This is a genomic window from Streptococcus tangpeifui (assembly GCF_011038795.1).
In the GTDB taxonomy this organism is placed as follows: Bacteria; Bacillota; Bacilli; order Lactobacillales; family Streptococcaceae; genus Streptococcus; species Streptococcus tangpeifui.
The window spans coordinates 14,502-32,038 of record NZ_JAAKDU010000017.1 but is presented as its reverse complement, the minus strand read 5'-3'; the positions used below and the strand labels follow the sequence as shown (position 1 = coordinate 32,038).

Sequence of the window (17,537 nt, the reverse complement as noted above, 5' to 3'; positions counted from 1 at the left end):
AGAGAGCTTATCTACCGAATTTTAGTCGTATTTTTATACTCATGCTTATCGCATATTTTGGGGTGCTCGTCAGTAGAGTGGATCAGTTTTGCCCTCGATTACTAGAATCATTAACTCGTCAACCACAAAGCCCTCACTAAGATTATACACCTAGTGAGGGCTGTGTGTCCGTTTTCATTATTCTGTGGGTGAGGGCGGAGCCATCATGGATGTCTTGCTCAGTGCCTTTGGCTTTTTACTTATTCGATGATATCACGTTGGTTATCTCCTTCTAACTCAAAGAAGGGGTGAATATCTTGAACATATTCCAGTACCCCTTGAAAATGTCCAGCTTGATCACGAACAGCAGCGTAGGTGACATACACAAACTGACCTCGCTTTTGCGATTTAAACCACATGGTCACCTTATCTTTTTGGCCTGATTTCAACAACTCAAAAACACGTTTAACCTTATCTAAAACCTTAGGCGGATGGCAGAGCTCAACATGGCGGCCAATTTGACTGGGACTTCTTTTAAAAATCATCTCCTGTGTAGGGACACTATTGTTGTAGTACTGAAAAATATCGTCTTTATTAACAAAAGTCACTTCCAAGGGCAGATGGTCCAAAATTAGATTGGCCTGCTCAAGCGACAGGTAACCATTGGTAAATTTCTGAGGAGTATGGCGGTCAACTTCCTCTCCTCGTGTTTTAGGAATGAAACTGATTTTAAATTGCCCTGCCGGTGTATCAATGACTTGCTCCTGCCCTTCTGACAAGTGGTATTCTGAAGGAGCTTGCTCTGCTAAATTCTCAGCAGATCCCTGCCCTTCTGTCTGGTCGGAATGCTTTTCAAAATCCTCTCTCTTGGGCAACCACTTCTCCTCAGGTCTGACAATGGCATAACCAATCGCATCACTTTCCTCAGCAATTTTCAACCAGTCATCTTGAGTAAAAATCTCTAAAAGAATCATCAGCAAGATCGATTCTTCTTTAAAAATCATCTCTTCAAATTCATGAGCAAATGCTTCAAAAGCCTGACTGATAGAAGCAACTGGAACATCTGGAAGCTGGTTAACCTGAAATTCTAATTTTTTAAAGAGGTCCCGAATCTCATCATCCACACCCCACATCACCCGAGGTGGGGAATCATGCCCGTAAGCCTCCATGATTGGAAAAAAGAGATCTTCCTTACGCTGATAGTGCAGCTGAAATTGACCTAACAAGGTCAACTGATGTTTCAGCCCTTTAATGATATCAGCTTGGAAATCTTCATTTTCAGACTGGTCCAAATTATCTAAAATCCGCCGAATCCTTAATAAAGCTCCTCTCAAAGCCAAATTTTCCTGTTTGAAAACATAAACAGGATGACCAAGATGATCAGCATCTGCTACCTCCACCTCTTCCACTGCATTCTTAAACAGATTAGCATGAACATCACAGAGATCCATAACATCTTCAAACGTCACACCAGATTTTTCATCAGACATCAGTTCATGCTCCATAAGGGAAATTTCTAAAGCCGAAACGCCTTTAAAGGTCTTATCGAAACGCTCTTGAACCGCCTCAGGACTAGCTCCGTGGTGAAGGTCTAGAAGAATATCTTTTAGTATTTCGATACGATTATCAGTCATCTCAGTCTCCTTTCACCTCATAACCATTGAATTCCAGCGTTCGCTTAATCTTTTCCAAAGGAACATTAGCTAGTTTAGAACCAGCTTTTAAGCTAGTAGCTTGGCCGAGGGTCTTTAACATTACCGGATTAGCTAGAGGTTTGAAACCCAACTCAATCAAAATGTCTTTTAGTTCTGGGTGCTCTTTGACTATTTGAGCAACCGGTTGAGATAAATCTATAGTATTGGTCATCAGCATGACTCACTTTCTCTTTTAATAATCTTATTATAACAAAAGTAAAGCCAAGTAATCCGGACAGAGAAAGGTTAGTCCGCTTTTTTTAGCAAGTCCCTATAATCGATCCAAAAAAGCCTCGATCTTAAATCGAGACTTTCTCCTACTCTTATTTTGCTTCCCAGTAACGCACTGTAAAATAAGTAGTTGTTGTGATACCAGTTTTACTGTCATAGGTAGTAGAACTTGAACTACTATCACCACGCCAATAATATTGGGTGAAGTCCGTTCCTTCCGTTGGAATGACATTGTCATTAATATCCACATTATGGACATTTAAATCATAGTAGGTACGATAATAATTAGGATTTGGAGCAGTACCATAGCGATTAGTCTCAGTCCAACCGAGAGCTGAAACAGTTGAAGATGCTGCCAACATAGCTCCAGCTAAAGCTGAAGTGAGAAGAAATTTTTTGATAGGTGATTTCATAAAAGTTGAATCCTTCCTTCTTAAAGTAATGATAGCTGAGTTACCTCAACCAATCTATTTTATAAGACAACGGATTCCTAATCTAGTACCTTATCCTCAAATGTTTCCTATTTGGCCTAGAATGTTCTTCTGCCACAACTATTTAGTAGGCTGCTACTATTATTTCCATCTTTTAATTTATAGTTAGATTAAATCAATGCCAACAGTTGCTATTCACCTCCTCCTGAATTGGCAGGGACGTGAAAAAAGGTCCAGTGAAGCTTTTACGTTGGGAATTGAGCTGACATGATTACTAGTCATCACAACCTCTTTTGCAGTTCCACTGCGAAAAAACCATTAGACTAAAAGATGTGTTGAACACCTTGTTCGCTATCCTTTTAAAATCAATGGAACCGCTAAACTGTTAATTTGATTTGAACTGAGTATTTATTGGACTTATATTGGATACAAAAACAATAACTCACACCAAAACAGAGCTGGGAATATCCCAGCTCTGTTTGAGTCGCATTCAAGTTTAAATATAGCGAACGGATGTTAGTTCACCAGTATCTGCATCAAAGGTATAGATACGGTTGTCAATTTTTACAGTTGTTCCCTTAGCTTGTGTACCATCAGGATTAAAGTAGAGATGCTGACCACGGATATCACGGAATCCTGTTACAGCAACCCCGTCATAACCAAAGAAATACCAACTACCATTAACGAGAACGAATTGATTGGTAACTCGATCACCAGTGTTTGCATCGTAGAAATACTTATGACCATTGGCATCTGTAACCACGATTCCCTTAGCTTGCTGACCAGTTTCAGCATCAAAGTACATGTGACGAGATTGGATGATTTGATGACCGCGAACCGCATAACCATCTGCCCCCATATAGTACCATTGATTGGAACCTGCCTTCGTTTCTAGGAAGCTGTTGGTCACCAAAGCACCTGTATCAGCATCATAGAAACGCAATCCTTTAGCATCACGAACAAAACGACCTTTAGCTTGCTGACCTGTCTTGGTGTCAAAATAAAGCTTTTGACCATTGATGGTCTTTTCACCCTTGGCAATATGGCCGTTTTCATCAGCATAGAACCAAGCATTGTTGCCTGTTGAGAAGAAAGTGGAAACAGCTAAATCACCAGTATCGCCACGATAGAAGGAAGTATTGCCATCCTTATCTGTCACAAAATCTCCCTTGACTTGGGCACCAGTCTTAGCATCAAAGTAAAGCTTTTGCCCTTTAACGGTTTGCGCCCCCTTAGCGATAAGGCCTTGGTCATCTGAATAGTACCAATGACCATCTTTATTGAAGAATTGCCCTTTAACAAGATTCCCTGTATTCTTATCGAAATACCGCGTTTGTCCAGCCGTATCCGTTACAAAGTCTCCCTTAACTTGGAATCCTTCTTCATCGTAATATTGAACATTACCATGAATCGTCACCAAACCTACAGACATAAAGCCATAATTGTCAAAATGACGGAAGCGTAATTGACCTTTGGAATCAGTCATCGCAAACCATTCATTATTGCGGCTTCCCTTATACATAACGCCAGTTTTACCATAGTAGACAGAACGTCCATGCTCATCTTCCATAACAGCGTCTTTCAGCATCACACCATTTGGCAAGAAGTAATAGAATTTCGTGTTAATAACGTTAGGTCCAGTAACCATGTGACCAGTGTAGTCAAAATAATATGTGTTCCCTGCTACTGTAACAAAGTCAGATTTAGCCTGATTACCAGCAGTGGTAAAGTAGGTCATTCCCTTGCCGTCATTGTAGAAACCAGTTTTAGCTTCCTTATTACCAGTCAGTACAGCTGGTAAAAACTCACCCTTTTCATTAACGGTGAAGTACTTACCAGTACCTTCATCGTTAAGGACATAGTCAGTACCACGACCGAGAACATTAGTACCGTTAAAGTACTGAGCAGACCATTCCTTCAACTTCACAGATGAATCAATTGGTTTACCAGTCGAAATCATCTTAGCCGTGAACATTTCAGGATATTTCTTTTGCAATTCAGCTAAGAATTCACCACCGTATTTTGCTTGGAAATCTTTTCCTGAGCTCTTGGTGTTAGCCAAGTAAAGCTTATTTACCATCGGTTGGTCAATTTTTACACGGCCATAGTTATCAACACGGCTAGCCGTAACAACTTCCTTACCTGGTAATTGATAGATTTGGTCTGGTACCCAGTCAGCAATGGCTTGAATTCCAGCTGCATGGAGGGCCTTCAGTGCATTGGCTAAGTCTTCCTTAGAACCGTACTTGTTGTTCTTGCTCATGGCAAGGTCATAACGGTCACTAAAAGCATAACCATTTTGGATAATAGAATCCAAGAAAGTTCCATCCGTAGCTGAGACATACTGAGGTGCCATTTCAAATGACGTTACGCCCCAGGCCTTGAAGAGATCCGTATTTTCAGCAATTTTCTTATTAGTATACTGAGCATCTTTTTGAACAAAATCTTGGAAGTTTGAGAAGCCTTCGTAGATCAATTGTGAATCAAGAGCCTGACTAGCTGTGTAAGACTTGTCACCCTTAGCATTAGCTTTAGTTGAAGCAGCTACACGGATATCTTGGTCAGACTTAGCTCCAACGGGTACCCAGACTGAAAGGTAACCATTGACTTCAACTTGTTTGTAACCCTTGATTTCGCTACCTTTGAAAGTAATGAAACCGTCCTTGTCAGCAACCTTGGTCAAGTTTGTATCTGAATCATTGAGATATTTTTGCAGTCCCTTATCGGTTGTCAAAAGCAATGGACGATACGCTTGGCCGGCATGGATTTTACCAACATTAACCTTGATTTCTTCATTAGCATCCAACTCCAATTCAGGGTTGTTAGCAATCAAGCTGAACATACCTGATGTTTTAGCCAGTTGACCGCCGGTCATATCATCGGCAGACATGACATCTTGGCCAAAACGAACAGATACTAATACTTCGCTGTTACCCAGCACACTTCCGCTATCAGGATTTTTAGCCTTCATAGCGGCTGAAGGTGTATAAGCCTTATGTTCCATGGTTTGGCCACCAGCAGCGTAACGAATACGAGCACGCAGGAGAGTGTTGATGGCATCATAGTATGGAGACTTGGTTTCCATATATTGACCATCATCCGTGAAGAGGTCACCATAGTAGACCCGAGTCACTGATTCCATATTGGACAGCATGACAGCATAGGCTGCAGGAATATTATAGTGCGTATAGTGTTTTTCAACACTGTTCATGTCCTTGTTGTAAATGTCAAAAGCCTGTTTCAATTGATCCAAAGTGAAAGTGAAACCATCTGTCGTTGGATCAATTTTTTCTTTAATAATTTGAGCAATGACAGTCTGAACTTCTGAGTCATGCGCCCGAACAAAGACATAAGATGGTTGAGTATCACCATACTTATCATCTTTAGTCCGGTCAGTCAGGCCGTATTCTGACTTAATCAAGGTTGACAGGCCTGGAGTCCGCTCGCTAAGTGGGCGCGTCAACGTATAAAGAAGCGAAAGACGCAACCCATTATCCATAGCTAAAGCGGCACCGTTGGTATCTTGGTTATAATAATTATCATTGTATGACCAAGCTTCCAAAATTGAAATATGAGCTAGGGCTTGTGCTTCTGATTTATCGACACCATAAACAGCATTAAAGTAGTTGGTATAGAGCTGCAAAGTATCAGCGTCAACATTATCCACCGCATCAACACGGATACCATCAAAGTTAGCATCCTTATCACCCATGACGATAGAACCCCAGTTCATGAGATAGTGAATTTGGTTAAGCATTTCTGCCTGAACGACTGGGTTAGAGTTGTCTACATCATTGGCCAGAAGGAATTCATAGCCTCCGTATTCGTCAGCCTTAGAGTAATGGGTCTTACCATCTTGACGAGTTGGTGTGCGGTTAAGCAAGCGATATTTTGAATCTGCCCACTCGGTTAATTTATTATTGGTATAGAGCAAAGCACCGCCTTGTAAGTGGTCATTCTTATCAAATTGCTCACTATCACTATTCCAACGAGATTGAGTGGCTACAAAGGCAGCCATAGCATCACGTAACCAAGCGGTCCCTTGTTCCTTGCTGATGCGTTGCTCGATCTTCATTTGAATCATTTCAGCGGCTGTATTTAAAGCCGTCTGAGAGTTTTTAGTTGTAAATTCTTCTTTGCCCCCCAAAGCCTTGCTCATGTAGTTGAGATAGGCTACTTGAGTATCCTTATCTGGCCACCAGCTTGTCAGAACTGGACGTAGGTCAGTTTCTTTGGAATCAACCCAAGTCTTACCATTTTCAAGAATCTTAGTCGGACGATACCAGCTTTCTGCTGTTAAATAGCCATCAACCAATTCAAAACTTTTTGCTGATGAGTCAAAAGCTTTATTGTTGATCGAAAAGTCCGAAACAAGCGGTGTTAGCCCTTGACTAAACGAATAGGTTGACGTTGATGACAGCGCACCTGTTTCAGCATCAAAGTAGAGAAGTTGACCCTTAACAGTGATGGCAAAGTTCTTTTTATAGGAACCATCAGCCATGACATAGTAATACTTCCCATCAACTTTTTTGATGTTGTCAAGAGAAAGCGCTGCTGCCTCTTCTTGGTCTGACAAATCAGCGCCTTTCTCAGCTGTACGATTCTCAGCAGCAGGTGCTGCTTCTGACACAGCCGTGTTCGTATTTGCTTCTTCTGACGTAGCTGTGTTCGTATTATTTGAAGCTGCTGCCTGTGGGGCTGCTGGAGCTGCTGGTTGATTATTAGCTGAGACGCCATCAACATTTTGGACTTGATCAGTTTCTGAGTTCGTATCTACTGAACTTACTGCCGCTTGTTCAGAAGTTGCCTTGGCATCGGTTGCCTGCGCAGCGTCAGAATCTACTACTTCTTTATTCTGACTAGCAGAGGTGTTTTGTTCAGCACTAGCTGAAGCACCATTTCCTATGTCATCGGCAGAAACAGTCTGACTGGCAGCACCAGCGCCAATGACACTAGCAAGGCCAGCAGAAGCAACAGCAATGGTCACCCACTGTTTCTTAACCTTATGCAACTTGTAACGTAATTTTCTTTCCATGAAAATCATTCTCCCTTTAAATTTTAATAGTGAAATATTATTGACCTAAAAATTATTTCACTCACCAAACTATCTTAACACTTTTTCAAAAAAATTACTAGTTATTTACATTATCTGCTATTTGAGAAAACGCTTTTTTGCAGATCGCTGAACTCAAGGTCTTAAAAGGGACTTACGTGTCTTCTTTTCTTGTTACAATATCATGACAAAGCTCTTTTTTCTCTAAAAAACAGCCTCCTAACGAGTGAACATTAGAAAATCATGTTCAAAAGTCAGAGACTGTTTTTTTTATAAAGGAGATAGGATTACCATCTTGAAGCAATCCCTTGGTTATTGAACCAGTACCATTGGTTATCACCGATATTATACCAACGGTTGGTAATCATGTCACCGGAACCTGCTGCAAAATAACGAAGATTACCGTCCTTATCCCAGATAGCCTTACCCTTAGCTTGGATACCATTATCATCAAAATAGAGCGTTTGGCTTCCAATCTTTTGAAGGCCAGTGACAACACGACCAGCATCATCGACATAAACCCAGTTGTTATCAGCTGTTGAGTACCAACCCTTACCAGCTAAATGTCCTTGATCACGGTCGTAAAAGCGAAGAACTCCTGCTTCATCCTTAGCCGTGCCACCCTTGACTTGGACACCATTAGGCTGGAAGAAGACTTTTTGTCCAGCAATCGTTTGGCTGCCTGTCAAAAGCTGACCATCCTTGCGATAGCCCCATTGGTTATCACCCAGTGCTTCCCAAGCTCCTTGATTGTTTGGTTCTGGACTTGGCGTATTCCCCGTAATCAAATCACCTTCATTGGCATCAAAGCTATAAGTTTTACCATTGATAGTCAGAGTTTGACCCTTGACTTGGTAGCCATAGGCGTCAAAGTAGAGGGTACGATTATCAAGAGAAACGAGACCGACAGCGATGGAACCATCACCGTTAAAGTAACGCCATTTATCTTGACCGTTTACCTTGAACTCGACAAATCCCTTATTTGTCCAAGTTCGACCGTTATCATCATAATAGTAAGCCTTCTTGCCATCATACCAAACACCTTCTTTGAGCTGCTTACCATTAGGCATGAAGAGGTAGGTAGTATTGCCAATCTTGGTTTGTCCAGTAGCCATCTTACCATTGGCATCGAAATAATACCAGCTGCCAGCAATTTCCTTAAATTGATTCTTGACTTCTTGACCATTATTATCAATATAATGAATACCACCATTCTTAGAAATGAAACCATTAGCTGGAGCTTGTGGCTGACCGTAGGTATTATTGAGATTGGTTGGTAAGAAGAATTGACCAGCACCTAAATTGAGGTACTTATTATTATCGCTGAGAACATATTTAGCCCCACGTCCTAAGATATTAGAGCCGTTGAAATATTTAGCTGACCAGTTAGTAATTTTGACCGATGGGTCAATTGGTTTGCCAGTTGAAATCTGCTTAGTCGTGAAGAGACTTGGATAAAGCTTCTGCAATTCATCCAAGAATTTACCGCCATACTGCTCTTGATAATCACCATAAGTCTTGGTATTAACTACATAAGGTGTCTTGTTAATCGTCGCACCAGCCTTAGGTCTACCGTATTGGTCAACCCGTGTTGCAGTCACGACTTCTTTACCTGGCAGGTTATACATCTGATCCGGTACCCAGTCCGACAAGACCTTAATACCAGCATTATGGAGACCCTTGATAGCATTGGCCAAATCTTCTTTGGAGCCGTACTTGTTATTCTTACTCATAGCCAGATCATAACGGTCGCTAAAAGCATAACCATTCAAGATGACAGAATCCAAGAAAGTGCCATCTTCGGATGATACGTACTGCGGTGCCATTTCAAATTGGGTAATGCCCCATGACTTGAAGAGATCCGCATTCTTAGCAATCACCGCATTGGTGTATTGTTCAGGTGTCTTAGCAAAAGCTTGGAAGTTTGAGAAACCTTCATAGATCACTTGGGAATCCAGAGCATCACTTTGAGTATAGATATTGGAAGAATTATTGCGATTGGTGTTAGGAGCTACACGAACATCTTGATTGTCAGCGGCACCCACGGGTACCCAAACCTGAATCATTCCTGAGACTTGAACATTAGCAACGCTGCGCAGTTCAGAAGCGCTGAAATTCAAACGACCCTGCCCATCAGTATATTTGTACTGATTGCTGCTAACATCACTATCATTAAGATAGGTTGCAATTCCATCCTTAGTTGATAAAAGAAGAGGGCGGTAGGCCTGATTCTTATGAGCAGCACCCATATCAAGCGTCAAACCATTATAGGATTGGAAATTAGGCTTATTATTAATCAGGACAGCCATGCCAGAAGTGCGAGTTTCTGCTGTCCCAGCATCAATAGCAGTATCGGCTCCCTTACCATAACGCACAGAGGTTAAGATACCGCTGCCCCAGCCTTGTACATACCCAGCTGTTTGACCGCCAGCCACATATTTAATGCGTGCCTTGAGCAACGTTTCAATGGCATCATGGAATGGCGTCTTAGTTTCCATGTACTGACCATCGTCGGTGTACATATCACCATAATAGACACGAGTTACCGTATCCTTATTTTGTAACATCCAAGCATAAGCCATTGGCAAATTATTTGGATAGTACTGCTTATCAACAGCCTTCATATCTTGATTGTAAATATCAAAGGCCTTATTTAAATCATCTAAAGTAATATTGGTCAGGCCATCGGCGTTCGTTTTTCCCAGACGTTCCCGAATAATTTTCGCAATTCGCGTTTGGACTTCGGAGTCATGGGCACGAATAAAGACATAGTTTGGAACTGGATTACCATTTTTAGCATACCGGCGATCCTTCAGACCAACTTTAGGTAACAGGCTGATGTAATCATTCCCCCGTTGACTGGCCGGATAAGCAAAGGCTGCCAGCATATAGCTACGTTGTGAATTATCAATAGACAGCGAGAAGTTGTTCTGATCCTTAACATAGTCATTATCATTACCCGACCAAGCCTCTAAAATAGATAAATGATCAATGGCATTCTTTTCATTTTGATCAACGCCGTATTTAGCCTTGTAGTAATCCCGCTGAATCTGCAGGAGATCGGCGTCAACATTATCAACTGCATCGACCCGAACTCCGTCGAAATTAGCGTTCTTATCTCCCATGACAATCTCACCCCAGTTCATGAGGTAGTGGAAATGATTGAGCTGTTCTGCTTGAACAACTGGGTTGGAATTATCAACATCGTTGGCCAAGAGCAATTCATAACCAGCATAGTTAGTTGTGAAATATTTTTGTTTACCCGTTTGGAAGGTTGGGTTGCGATTGAGCAAACGCCAATCAGAATTAGCATGAGCCGTTGCTTCGTTATTGCTAAAGAGCAAGGCTCCACCCTGCAGGTGATCCTGATTAGGATAAACGGTTGGATTTTCAGAGGCAAGGCTCCATTGATTTTGCGATTTAACAAATTGCGACATCTTGTCACGCAGCCAAGCTGTGCTGCCTTCCGAAGCAATTTTCTTTTCAATAGCCGCCTGAATCGTTTGGACGGCTGTCTCAAGATTCGCTGAGTTTGGTGAATAGGAGCCTGAAATCAAACCTTCCTTGACCCAATAATTAGCGTAAGCAGCTTTAGTAGCTGCATCAGGCCACCAAGTCATCAGGACAGGACGCATGTCTGATTCAGTACTAGTCTGCCAACTTTCTCCATTCTTTAAAATCTTCCGTGGACGATACCAAGAATCAGCCGTCACATAATTGTCAACCGTTTCAAAACTAGAAACATCGTTGGTGAAGGCTTGATTATTAGCCGCATAAGTATCTGGTGCTACCTGATTATCATTTTGATTAACCTGTGGTGTTTCGGCCTGAGCCTGACCAGTCTGAGCGTCAAAATAATAAGTCTTGCCATCAATCACGGTTGAATAATTTTTCAAACGCTGACCGTTAGCATCCACATAGTAGGTTTGGCCATCCACATTTTCCAAATGACCTGGCTGGTCGCTAGTTTGAGGAACAGCTTGGCCGTCTGTTGCAGCATCTTCAGCAGTCTGAGGCTCGATTCCTCCCGCCGGTTGATTAGCACCAGCATTATCGCCTGCTGGACTTGTTTGAGCATTCGCAAAATTAAGACCAGTGAAAATTCCACTTGGAGTATCGAACTTATAGTCAGTAGGCTCTTTAGGAATCAAGTGGGCAACTTGAGTATTCCCTCCGTTACCATCAGTCGTGTCAGCAGCAACAACCTGCCCACCTGCTAGAAAACCGACTGCAAAAGTGGTCACACCGATAGCTACCCATTGCTTTTTAACCTTATGCAATTTGTAGCGCAGATTTTTTTCCATGAATATCATTCTCCTGTAAAAATAAAAGTTATTTGATAATTTTAGTTTTGATATCCAAACTATTTTAATTATCAATTTATTTTAACATGAAATTAAATTATTCTGGACCTTTATTAAAAAATGTCATCTTTTTGTAAGCATCTGGTAATTATAACGGTTTCTTTAATTTTAAATGTAAAAACGGCTGAAAATCTTATTGTTCAGCCGCATTACTATTATTTAGAGTAAATCAATAATTAATTTGATATTGAGTAGGGTCAGTATCAAGGCAATACCATAGGCTAAAATAGTATTCCAGCGAGCATTACGATGCTGCCCCATTAATTCCTTGCTGGAGGTGAAATAAATAAGTGGAAAAATTGAAAAAGGCAAGGCTAGTGACAGAAAAACCTGTGAATAGACAATTAGCTGATCCAACACCTTCTCCTTGCTCCCCCAAATTAAGGTAGCCAGAATGACTGGTAAGAGAGCCAGCAAACGGGTAACTAACCGAATAAACCACTGAGGCAATCGCAGGTGAATGAATCCCTCCATGACAATTTGGCCAGTCAAGGTTCCTGTAATCGTCGAGTTTTGCCCACTCGCCAAGAGGGCAATCGCAAAGAGAGTTGACAAGAGACCGCTGGCAACACTGCCTGCAATGGACGGATCTGCCAAAGCATTATACATCTGAGCAAAAGCCGAGATTTGGCTGGCATGGCCATAAAAAAGGGCAGCACCAAGAATCAAAAGTAAGGAATTAACGATAAAAGCAAGGCTTAACTGAATATTTGAATCCCAAGTCATAAAACGAACGGCCTGTTTAACAGAGTCTGGATTCTCATAATCCACCCGTCTGGTTTGTGAAATTGACGAATGAAGATAGAGATTGTGAGGCATGACAGTTGCTCCAATAATCCCCAGTGCCAGAGTCAATTTACTATTGTCCCCAGTTTGATGAAGATCGAAGATAGAGGCAGACGGAAGAAATCCTTTGAGAATCCCAGAGATACTTGGCTGAGAAATAAGTGTTAAATAAAGGAAAATCAACAAAATAGTTAATATTAAGGTTGAAACAACCGCTTCAATCTTACGAAAGCCCAACTTCATTAGACTCAATAAAATGAAAACATCCAAAATCGTTATAAAAATTGAAAGCATTAAGGGCCAGCCAAAAAGCAAATGGAGAGCAATCCCAGAACCAATAACCTCTGCTAAATCAGTCGCCATCAAAGCCAACTCAATAACCACAAATAAGATATAACGCAACCACTTAGGAAGATGATTGGCTGTGGCCTGAGCCAAATCCTGACGTGTGACGATTCCTAACTTCCCCGCCATCTGTTGCAATTGCATTGCCATGAGAGACGAAATCAGTACGACCGATAGGAGCAAATATTTATAACTGGCACCTCCGACCACGCTGGTAATCCAATTTCCGGGATCCATATATCCTACTGCTACTAAAGCGCCCGGTCCGATAAAAGCCTTCAAAGTTCGCCAAAAAGAAGCACTTTCAGGCACGGCAACACTTTGATTAACCTCACTCAATGAACGCCTATTTCTTTGATTTTTCTTTTGATCTTTCAAGAGAAAACTCCTTTTCTATTTTTTAATCGGGTTCATTATAGCAAAAAACAGAAAATTAAGCACGCTTAAAAAGTAAATAAATGCAACCAAACTTTTAATGCCCGACCATAACTTCACGATAGCATCCCTGACTCTACAGCTGATTGCTAGTTTTAAACATGAAGTGAACACACCTATAATAGTGAGTACTCTTAATGCCTTTCTTAACAATCGGCTTGCGCGCTAAGTTTTAATCCCTTTTAATATGACTACTGGTACAGAAGTCTCGGAGACACACTTATTGATTCGCCTTCCCAAGTCGTCTCAGATGGCACAGGTAGTAGCTTACTCACACCTGCTCCAAATACCAATACTACTTTCTTGTAAACGGCCATTCCTCCTGCCAGACAGCACTTTTTCTTACCAATCACTTCCTATAAATCACTATCAAACTAAGTGACACGTCACAGACAGCTTAAACTATCAGTGGATAATTTAAGATTGAAGATAAGGCAAACAACAACTTATTGAAGTACGAACAAATCAATGTCAAATAACGCACCCTCTTGATTTTAAAAGAGTATTAGCTAATTGAATTGACTACAAGCCCTCTTCTTCTATATGCAATTACACAGTCGCTTTTAGCAGTTAGCTCGCTTCTTTTAAGCATACAAAAACTCCCTTCATAGCTTCTAGTGAAATTTCTGTTTTTCACTGTCCACTATGGGGAGTGTATCAAAGTACTTAAGCTTTTGTTAATTGCCTTGATGAAAACTCTGAACTTTTGGTTATCTTCCTGGTGCTTAATCGTATGATTTTTAGTATCAAAGACAAAAATAATCTTCTACCTCCTAGTTATGTTTTAACAGTTTCATATAATCACTCTTAGTAGAAAACAAATAGATAATATTAACAACTAAGTTATTATCGTCAATAGTATAGAGCGCAATGTAGTCCTTTTTTAATGGCATTCCTCTCGTGGTCATGTTTTCTGTGATAACTCTACCAAACTTCTTATCGGCGTTAAACCCTACTTCTGGAAACAATTTGAGGATTTCCATTCCTTTCACCAATTGGGACACGTAGCGCTGAGACGTATCTTTCGACTGCGACTTTTCCAAAACATAAGCTTTAACCTTCCTTAGCTCGGTCGCAACCTGCGAAGCATATTTAATCTTATAAACCTTAGATGTCAAGATAGTCCCTCAATTCCTCTTCGGTATAATATTGGCCAGCTGCCATTTCAGTTAGACTAGCTTTGACTTCCGCCTGCAATTCTCTAAGTAAACGCTCTTTTTCCAACTCTTCAGGCGAAGGAAGATCCACTTCTCCTGTGACAGCCACATTTGTCAAAAAAGTCCTAAGAGCACCCGTGAGACTGTAGTTATGTGCTTTAAAAACATCTCTAGCGGATTGGACGATAGCCGCATCTGTTTTAAAGGCAATATTGATTGGCTTAGACATAAAATACCTCCTAGTAGTTCGTGAACTTTTTTCGTGTCTTTATTATATCATAATCTTTAGTGACAACAAATTAAAACTTGGCACATCTATCTCTCAGAACACATCGCTCACATATTATAAATCCCAATCGTCTGTCTTCAAATGCATTTTCAGCTGGAAATAGTTGGCTGAGGACATAGGCTATATGGGGTTGGAGCTAATCATCGTATCTCTCGTAAGTCTGCTTTTGTGTTGGGCGCTGCCAAGAGGCTAATAGGCTTGAACTTCTTGCCACAATAAATTTAACAGCAGCATCTGTCAGTTCACCAGATTGCCCGGCACCTGACTTCCCCCGTTCCCCGCGCATGCAGGTAAAACAGATTTTGGAAAATATTTCTAACCAATTGATCAGGATCACCGATCATCCCTGCGTGTATGGGTAAAACTTTTCAAATGTTATTTACCCTTAATAATCCGCAGGATCACCCCCGCATGTGCGGGTAAAACCAGCTCAAAACGCCTTTTATCATGGAGACTTTGGGATCACCCCCGCGTGTGCGGGTAAAACAAAGACTAAAAGAAAATTTCTCAAGGCGCTCACTTTTAGTGACCTATCTGCCTTCACTCTAGTTATCAACAATTGACCTAGATTACTTCATCCATCCAAAAAAGCTGTTTGAGCTAGCTCAAACAGCTTAATGATGCAATCTGTTGCACTTCTTTTTGAATAAGTGCTCCCTTGTCAACTCTTCCACCAAAGGCAGGCCCACTTTTCCTGTGATGATAATATTGGGTCAATAAGGTTCCATGAAACTATATAGTTATACACTTTAAAGACTGCCTAGCAGATTGTTTCAGAATCAGTCTTAAAGGAAAATATTAGTAAGTAGACTTAGATACAAATACTCCTTCATAGTTCGTGATTTTTTTCCGCATTTCTTTGATTTTCAATCTCTGAAATCATGTCTAATCTAACTTGATGACGTCCACCTTCATATTCTGCAGTCAACCATTCATCCACAATCATTTTAGCTACTTCTAGTCCGACTACACGGGATCCAAATGCTAGGACATTCGTATCATTGTGTTGACGAGATAGTTTAGCCGAGTAAGGCTCGCTACAAATCACACAACGGATTCCCTTAATTTTATTGGCTGAAATACCAATACCAACCCCGGTACCACATATAAGGATACCCTTGTCAACTTTATTAGCAGTAACGGCTTCAGCTACGGCTTTCCCAGACTCAGGATAATGAAACCGTTCTGTACTATCTGTCCCGTAGTTAATGACCTCATAACCGTACTTATCTTCAATATAAGTTTTGATGGCGCGTTTATATTCTACAGCGACATGATCGTTTCCAATACCAATCTTCATAACTTTTGTAACTCCTCTACTAACTCTGTATAAGATCTTTCTTTGCCAAATAAAGCGCTGGTCCCTAAAATAAAACCATCAGCTCCAATTGTACTTAATTCCTTGATAATATCTGGGCTGCAAGCACCATCAATCATAATCTTATAATGGTAGTCTGATTTTAAATCAACCAGCTTTTTTATTTTTTTCTTAGTAAAATCGATAAATTTTTGACCCGCAAATCCTGGATTGACAGTCATAACCAGTACATAATCAACTAATTCTAACATTTCACTGACTGTCTCAATACTTGTATCAGGATTAAGTGCCAAACCAGCTAATTTTCCACAATCTTTAATATGACTGAGCGTTTTGATAACATAGCGCTCACTTTCTGGATGAATATAAATTAAATCAACGCCTGCATTGATAAACCAATCCACCTTATTTCCGGGGTTTTCAATCATTAAATGACAGTCAATTAGCTTATCCGTGTATCTTCTAATAGTGCGTATATCATTAATTCCCATGGTTATATTTGGTACAAACTCACCATCCATAATGTCACAGTGGTAAATATCTACACCGGCTTGGTTCAAGTCTCCAACTTCTTTTTGTAAATGACTAAAATCAGCGCACATCATGCTGGGACACAATAACTTCGTCATAATACCCTCCTCTTTTAGCTAAAAAACAGCCCTAAATCAGTATTAGGACTGCTATCCAAATTAGTTAATATTAATCCGCTGCTATAATGGTGGAAACCTTCCCAAGACTATCATCCCAACTATCTGATACGATTGTGACATTTTTTAAATCAAAAGCTTTGACATTGGATAAATTATGAAATTTAGTACTGTCACACAAGAGATAGACTTCATCGGCATGTTCCCGTACCATTTTCTTTTTCGTAGCTTCCACAAGTGTTGGAGTAGTCACTCCAAACTTTTCATCAACACCATTAACACCTAAAAAAGCTTTACCAAAATAGATACTCTTCAAATTTTCCTCAGTCAGAGCACCGCTGACAGAAGAGTTTATAGGATTGAATTGACCACCCAATACGATAACCTCTGCTGCAATGCTGTCGGCAACTCCGAATATATCAGTATTTGTCGTATAAATTGTGATTTTTTTATCCAGAATTTTTCTAAATAATCCTGAGCAGGTTGAACCGGAATCAAGATAGATAACATCACCATCATGAATCTGTTTGGCTGCTAGATTAGCAATCTTATCTTTTTTATCACTGTAAAGTGTGTTGCGCATGGTAATTGGAATCTCTCCCACCGTTGACATCAATTTGATGGCACCACCTGACAAGTATTCAATTTTATTGTTCTTTTCAAGCTCTTTTAAATCACGTCGCAATGTTGAGGAGGAAACTTTTGGAAACACGGATTGAATTTCATCAAATTTTACTAATTCAGTATCTTTTAACAGACCTAATATTTTTTGTTGTCTTTCGTATGGAATCATCTTACATTTACCTTC

12 protein-coding genes are annotated in these 17,537 nt (G+C 40.6%); all 12 read right to left on the bottom strand.

Annotated elements, in window-relative coordinates; genetic code table 11:
- Positions 1-239: 239 nt before the first annotated feature.
- A complete protein-coding gene (locus tag G7Y32_RS10055) occupies positions 240-1,613 on the bottom strand; it encodes a DUF438 domain-containing protein (RefSeq protein ID WP_165213359.1) in 1,374 nt (457 codons plus the stop codon).
- A 1-nt stretch (position 1,614) separates the two neighbouring features.
- Positions 1,615-1,845 (bottom strand): DUF1858 domain-containing protein, encoded by a 231-nt coding sequence (locus tag G7Y32_RS10050; RefSeq protein WP_165213357.1) that lies wholly within the window; start codon positions 1,843-1,845, stop codon positions 1,615-1,617.
- A gap of 151 nt (positions 1,846-1,996) precedes the next feature.
- Entirely contained in the window at positions 1,997-2,317 is a 321-nt protein-coding gene (locus G7Y32_RS10045; RefSeq protein ID WP_165213355.1) for a hypothetical protein, read from the bottom strand.
- A gap of 514 nt (positions 2,318-2,831) precedes the next feature.
- Positions 2,832-7,370, bottom strand: a complete 4,539-nt coding sequence (locus G7Y32_RS10040) for a glycoside hydrolase family 70 protein (protein WP_165213353.1) — start codon at positions 7,368-7,370, stop codon at positions 2,832-2,834.
- Positions 7,371-7,675: 305 nt separating this feature from the next.
- Complete coding sequence (locus tag G7Y32_RS10035; RefSeq protein WP_165213351.1) at positions 7,676-11,692, bottom strand: glycoside hydrolase family 70 protein; 4,017 nt, start codon at positions 11,690-11,692, stop codon at positions 7,676-7,678.
- 219 nt (positions 11,693-11,911) lie between these two features.
- Positions 11,912-13,261 (bottom strand): Nramp family divalent metal transporter, encoded by a 1,350-nt coding sequence (locus G7Y32_RS10030; RefSeq protein ID WP_165213349.1) that lies wholly within the window; start codon positions 13,259-13,261, stop codon positions 11,912-11,914.
- An 830-nt stretch (positions 13,262-14,091) separates the two neighbouring features.
- Positions 14,092-14,436, bottom strand: coding sequence for a type II toxin-antitoxin system RelE/ParE family toxin (locus G7Y32_RS10025; RefSeq protein WP_241154235.1), 345 nt, complete (start codon positions 14,434-14,436; stop codon positions 14,092-14,094).
- Positions 14,426-14,704, bottom strand: coding sequence for a type II toxin-antitoxin system RelB/ParD family antitoxin (gene relB, locus G7Y32_RS10020; RefSeq protein ID WP_004226602.1), 279 nt, complete (start codon positions 14,702-14,704; stop codon positions 14,426-14,428). The genes G7Y32_RS10025 and relB overlap by 11 nt, the downstream gene beginning before the upstream one ends.
- Positions 14,705-14,900: 196 nt before the next feature.
- Positions 14,901-15,050 carry a hypothetical protein gene (locus G7Y32_RS10015; protein WP_165213347.1) on the bottom strand — a complete coding sequence of 50 codons (150 nt, stop codon included), beginning with the start codon at positions 15,048-15,050 and terminating at the stop codon, positions 14,901-14,903.
- 543 nt (positions 15,051-15,593) lie between these two features.
- Entirely contained in the window at positions 15,594-16,064 is a 471-nt protein-coding gene (rpiB, locus tag G7Y32_RS10010) for a ribose 5-phosphate isomerase B (protein WP_165213345.1), read from the bottom strand.
- The gene (gene rpe / locus G7Y32_RS10005) at positions 16,061-16,711 is read right to left on the bottom strand and encodes a ribulose-phosphate 3-epimerase (RefSeq protein ID WP_165213343.1); all 651 of its coding nucleotides are present in this window, start codon (positions 16,709-16,711) and stop codon (positions 16,061-16,063) included. The genes rpiB and rpe overlap by 4 nt, the downstream gene beginning before the upstream one ends.
- Positions 16,712-16,781: 70 nt before the next feature.
- Positions 16,782-17,522 (bottom strand): DeoR/GlpR family DNA-binding transcription regulator, encoded by a 741-nt coding sequence (locus tag G7Y32_RS10000; RefSeq protein ID WP_165213341.1) that lies wholly within the window; start codon positions 17,520-17,522, stop codon positions 16,782-16,784.
- Positions 17,523-17,537 lie beyond the last annotated feature (15 nt).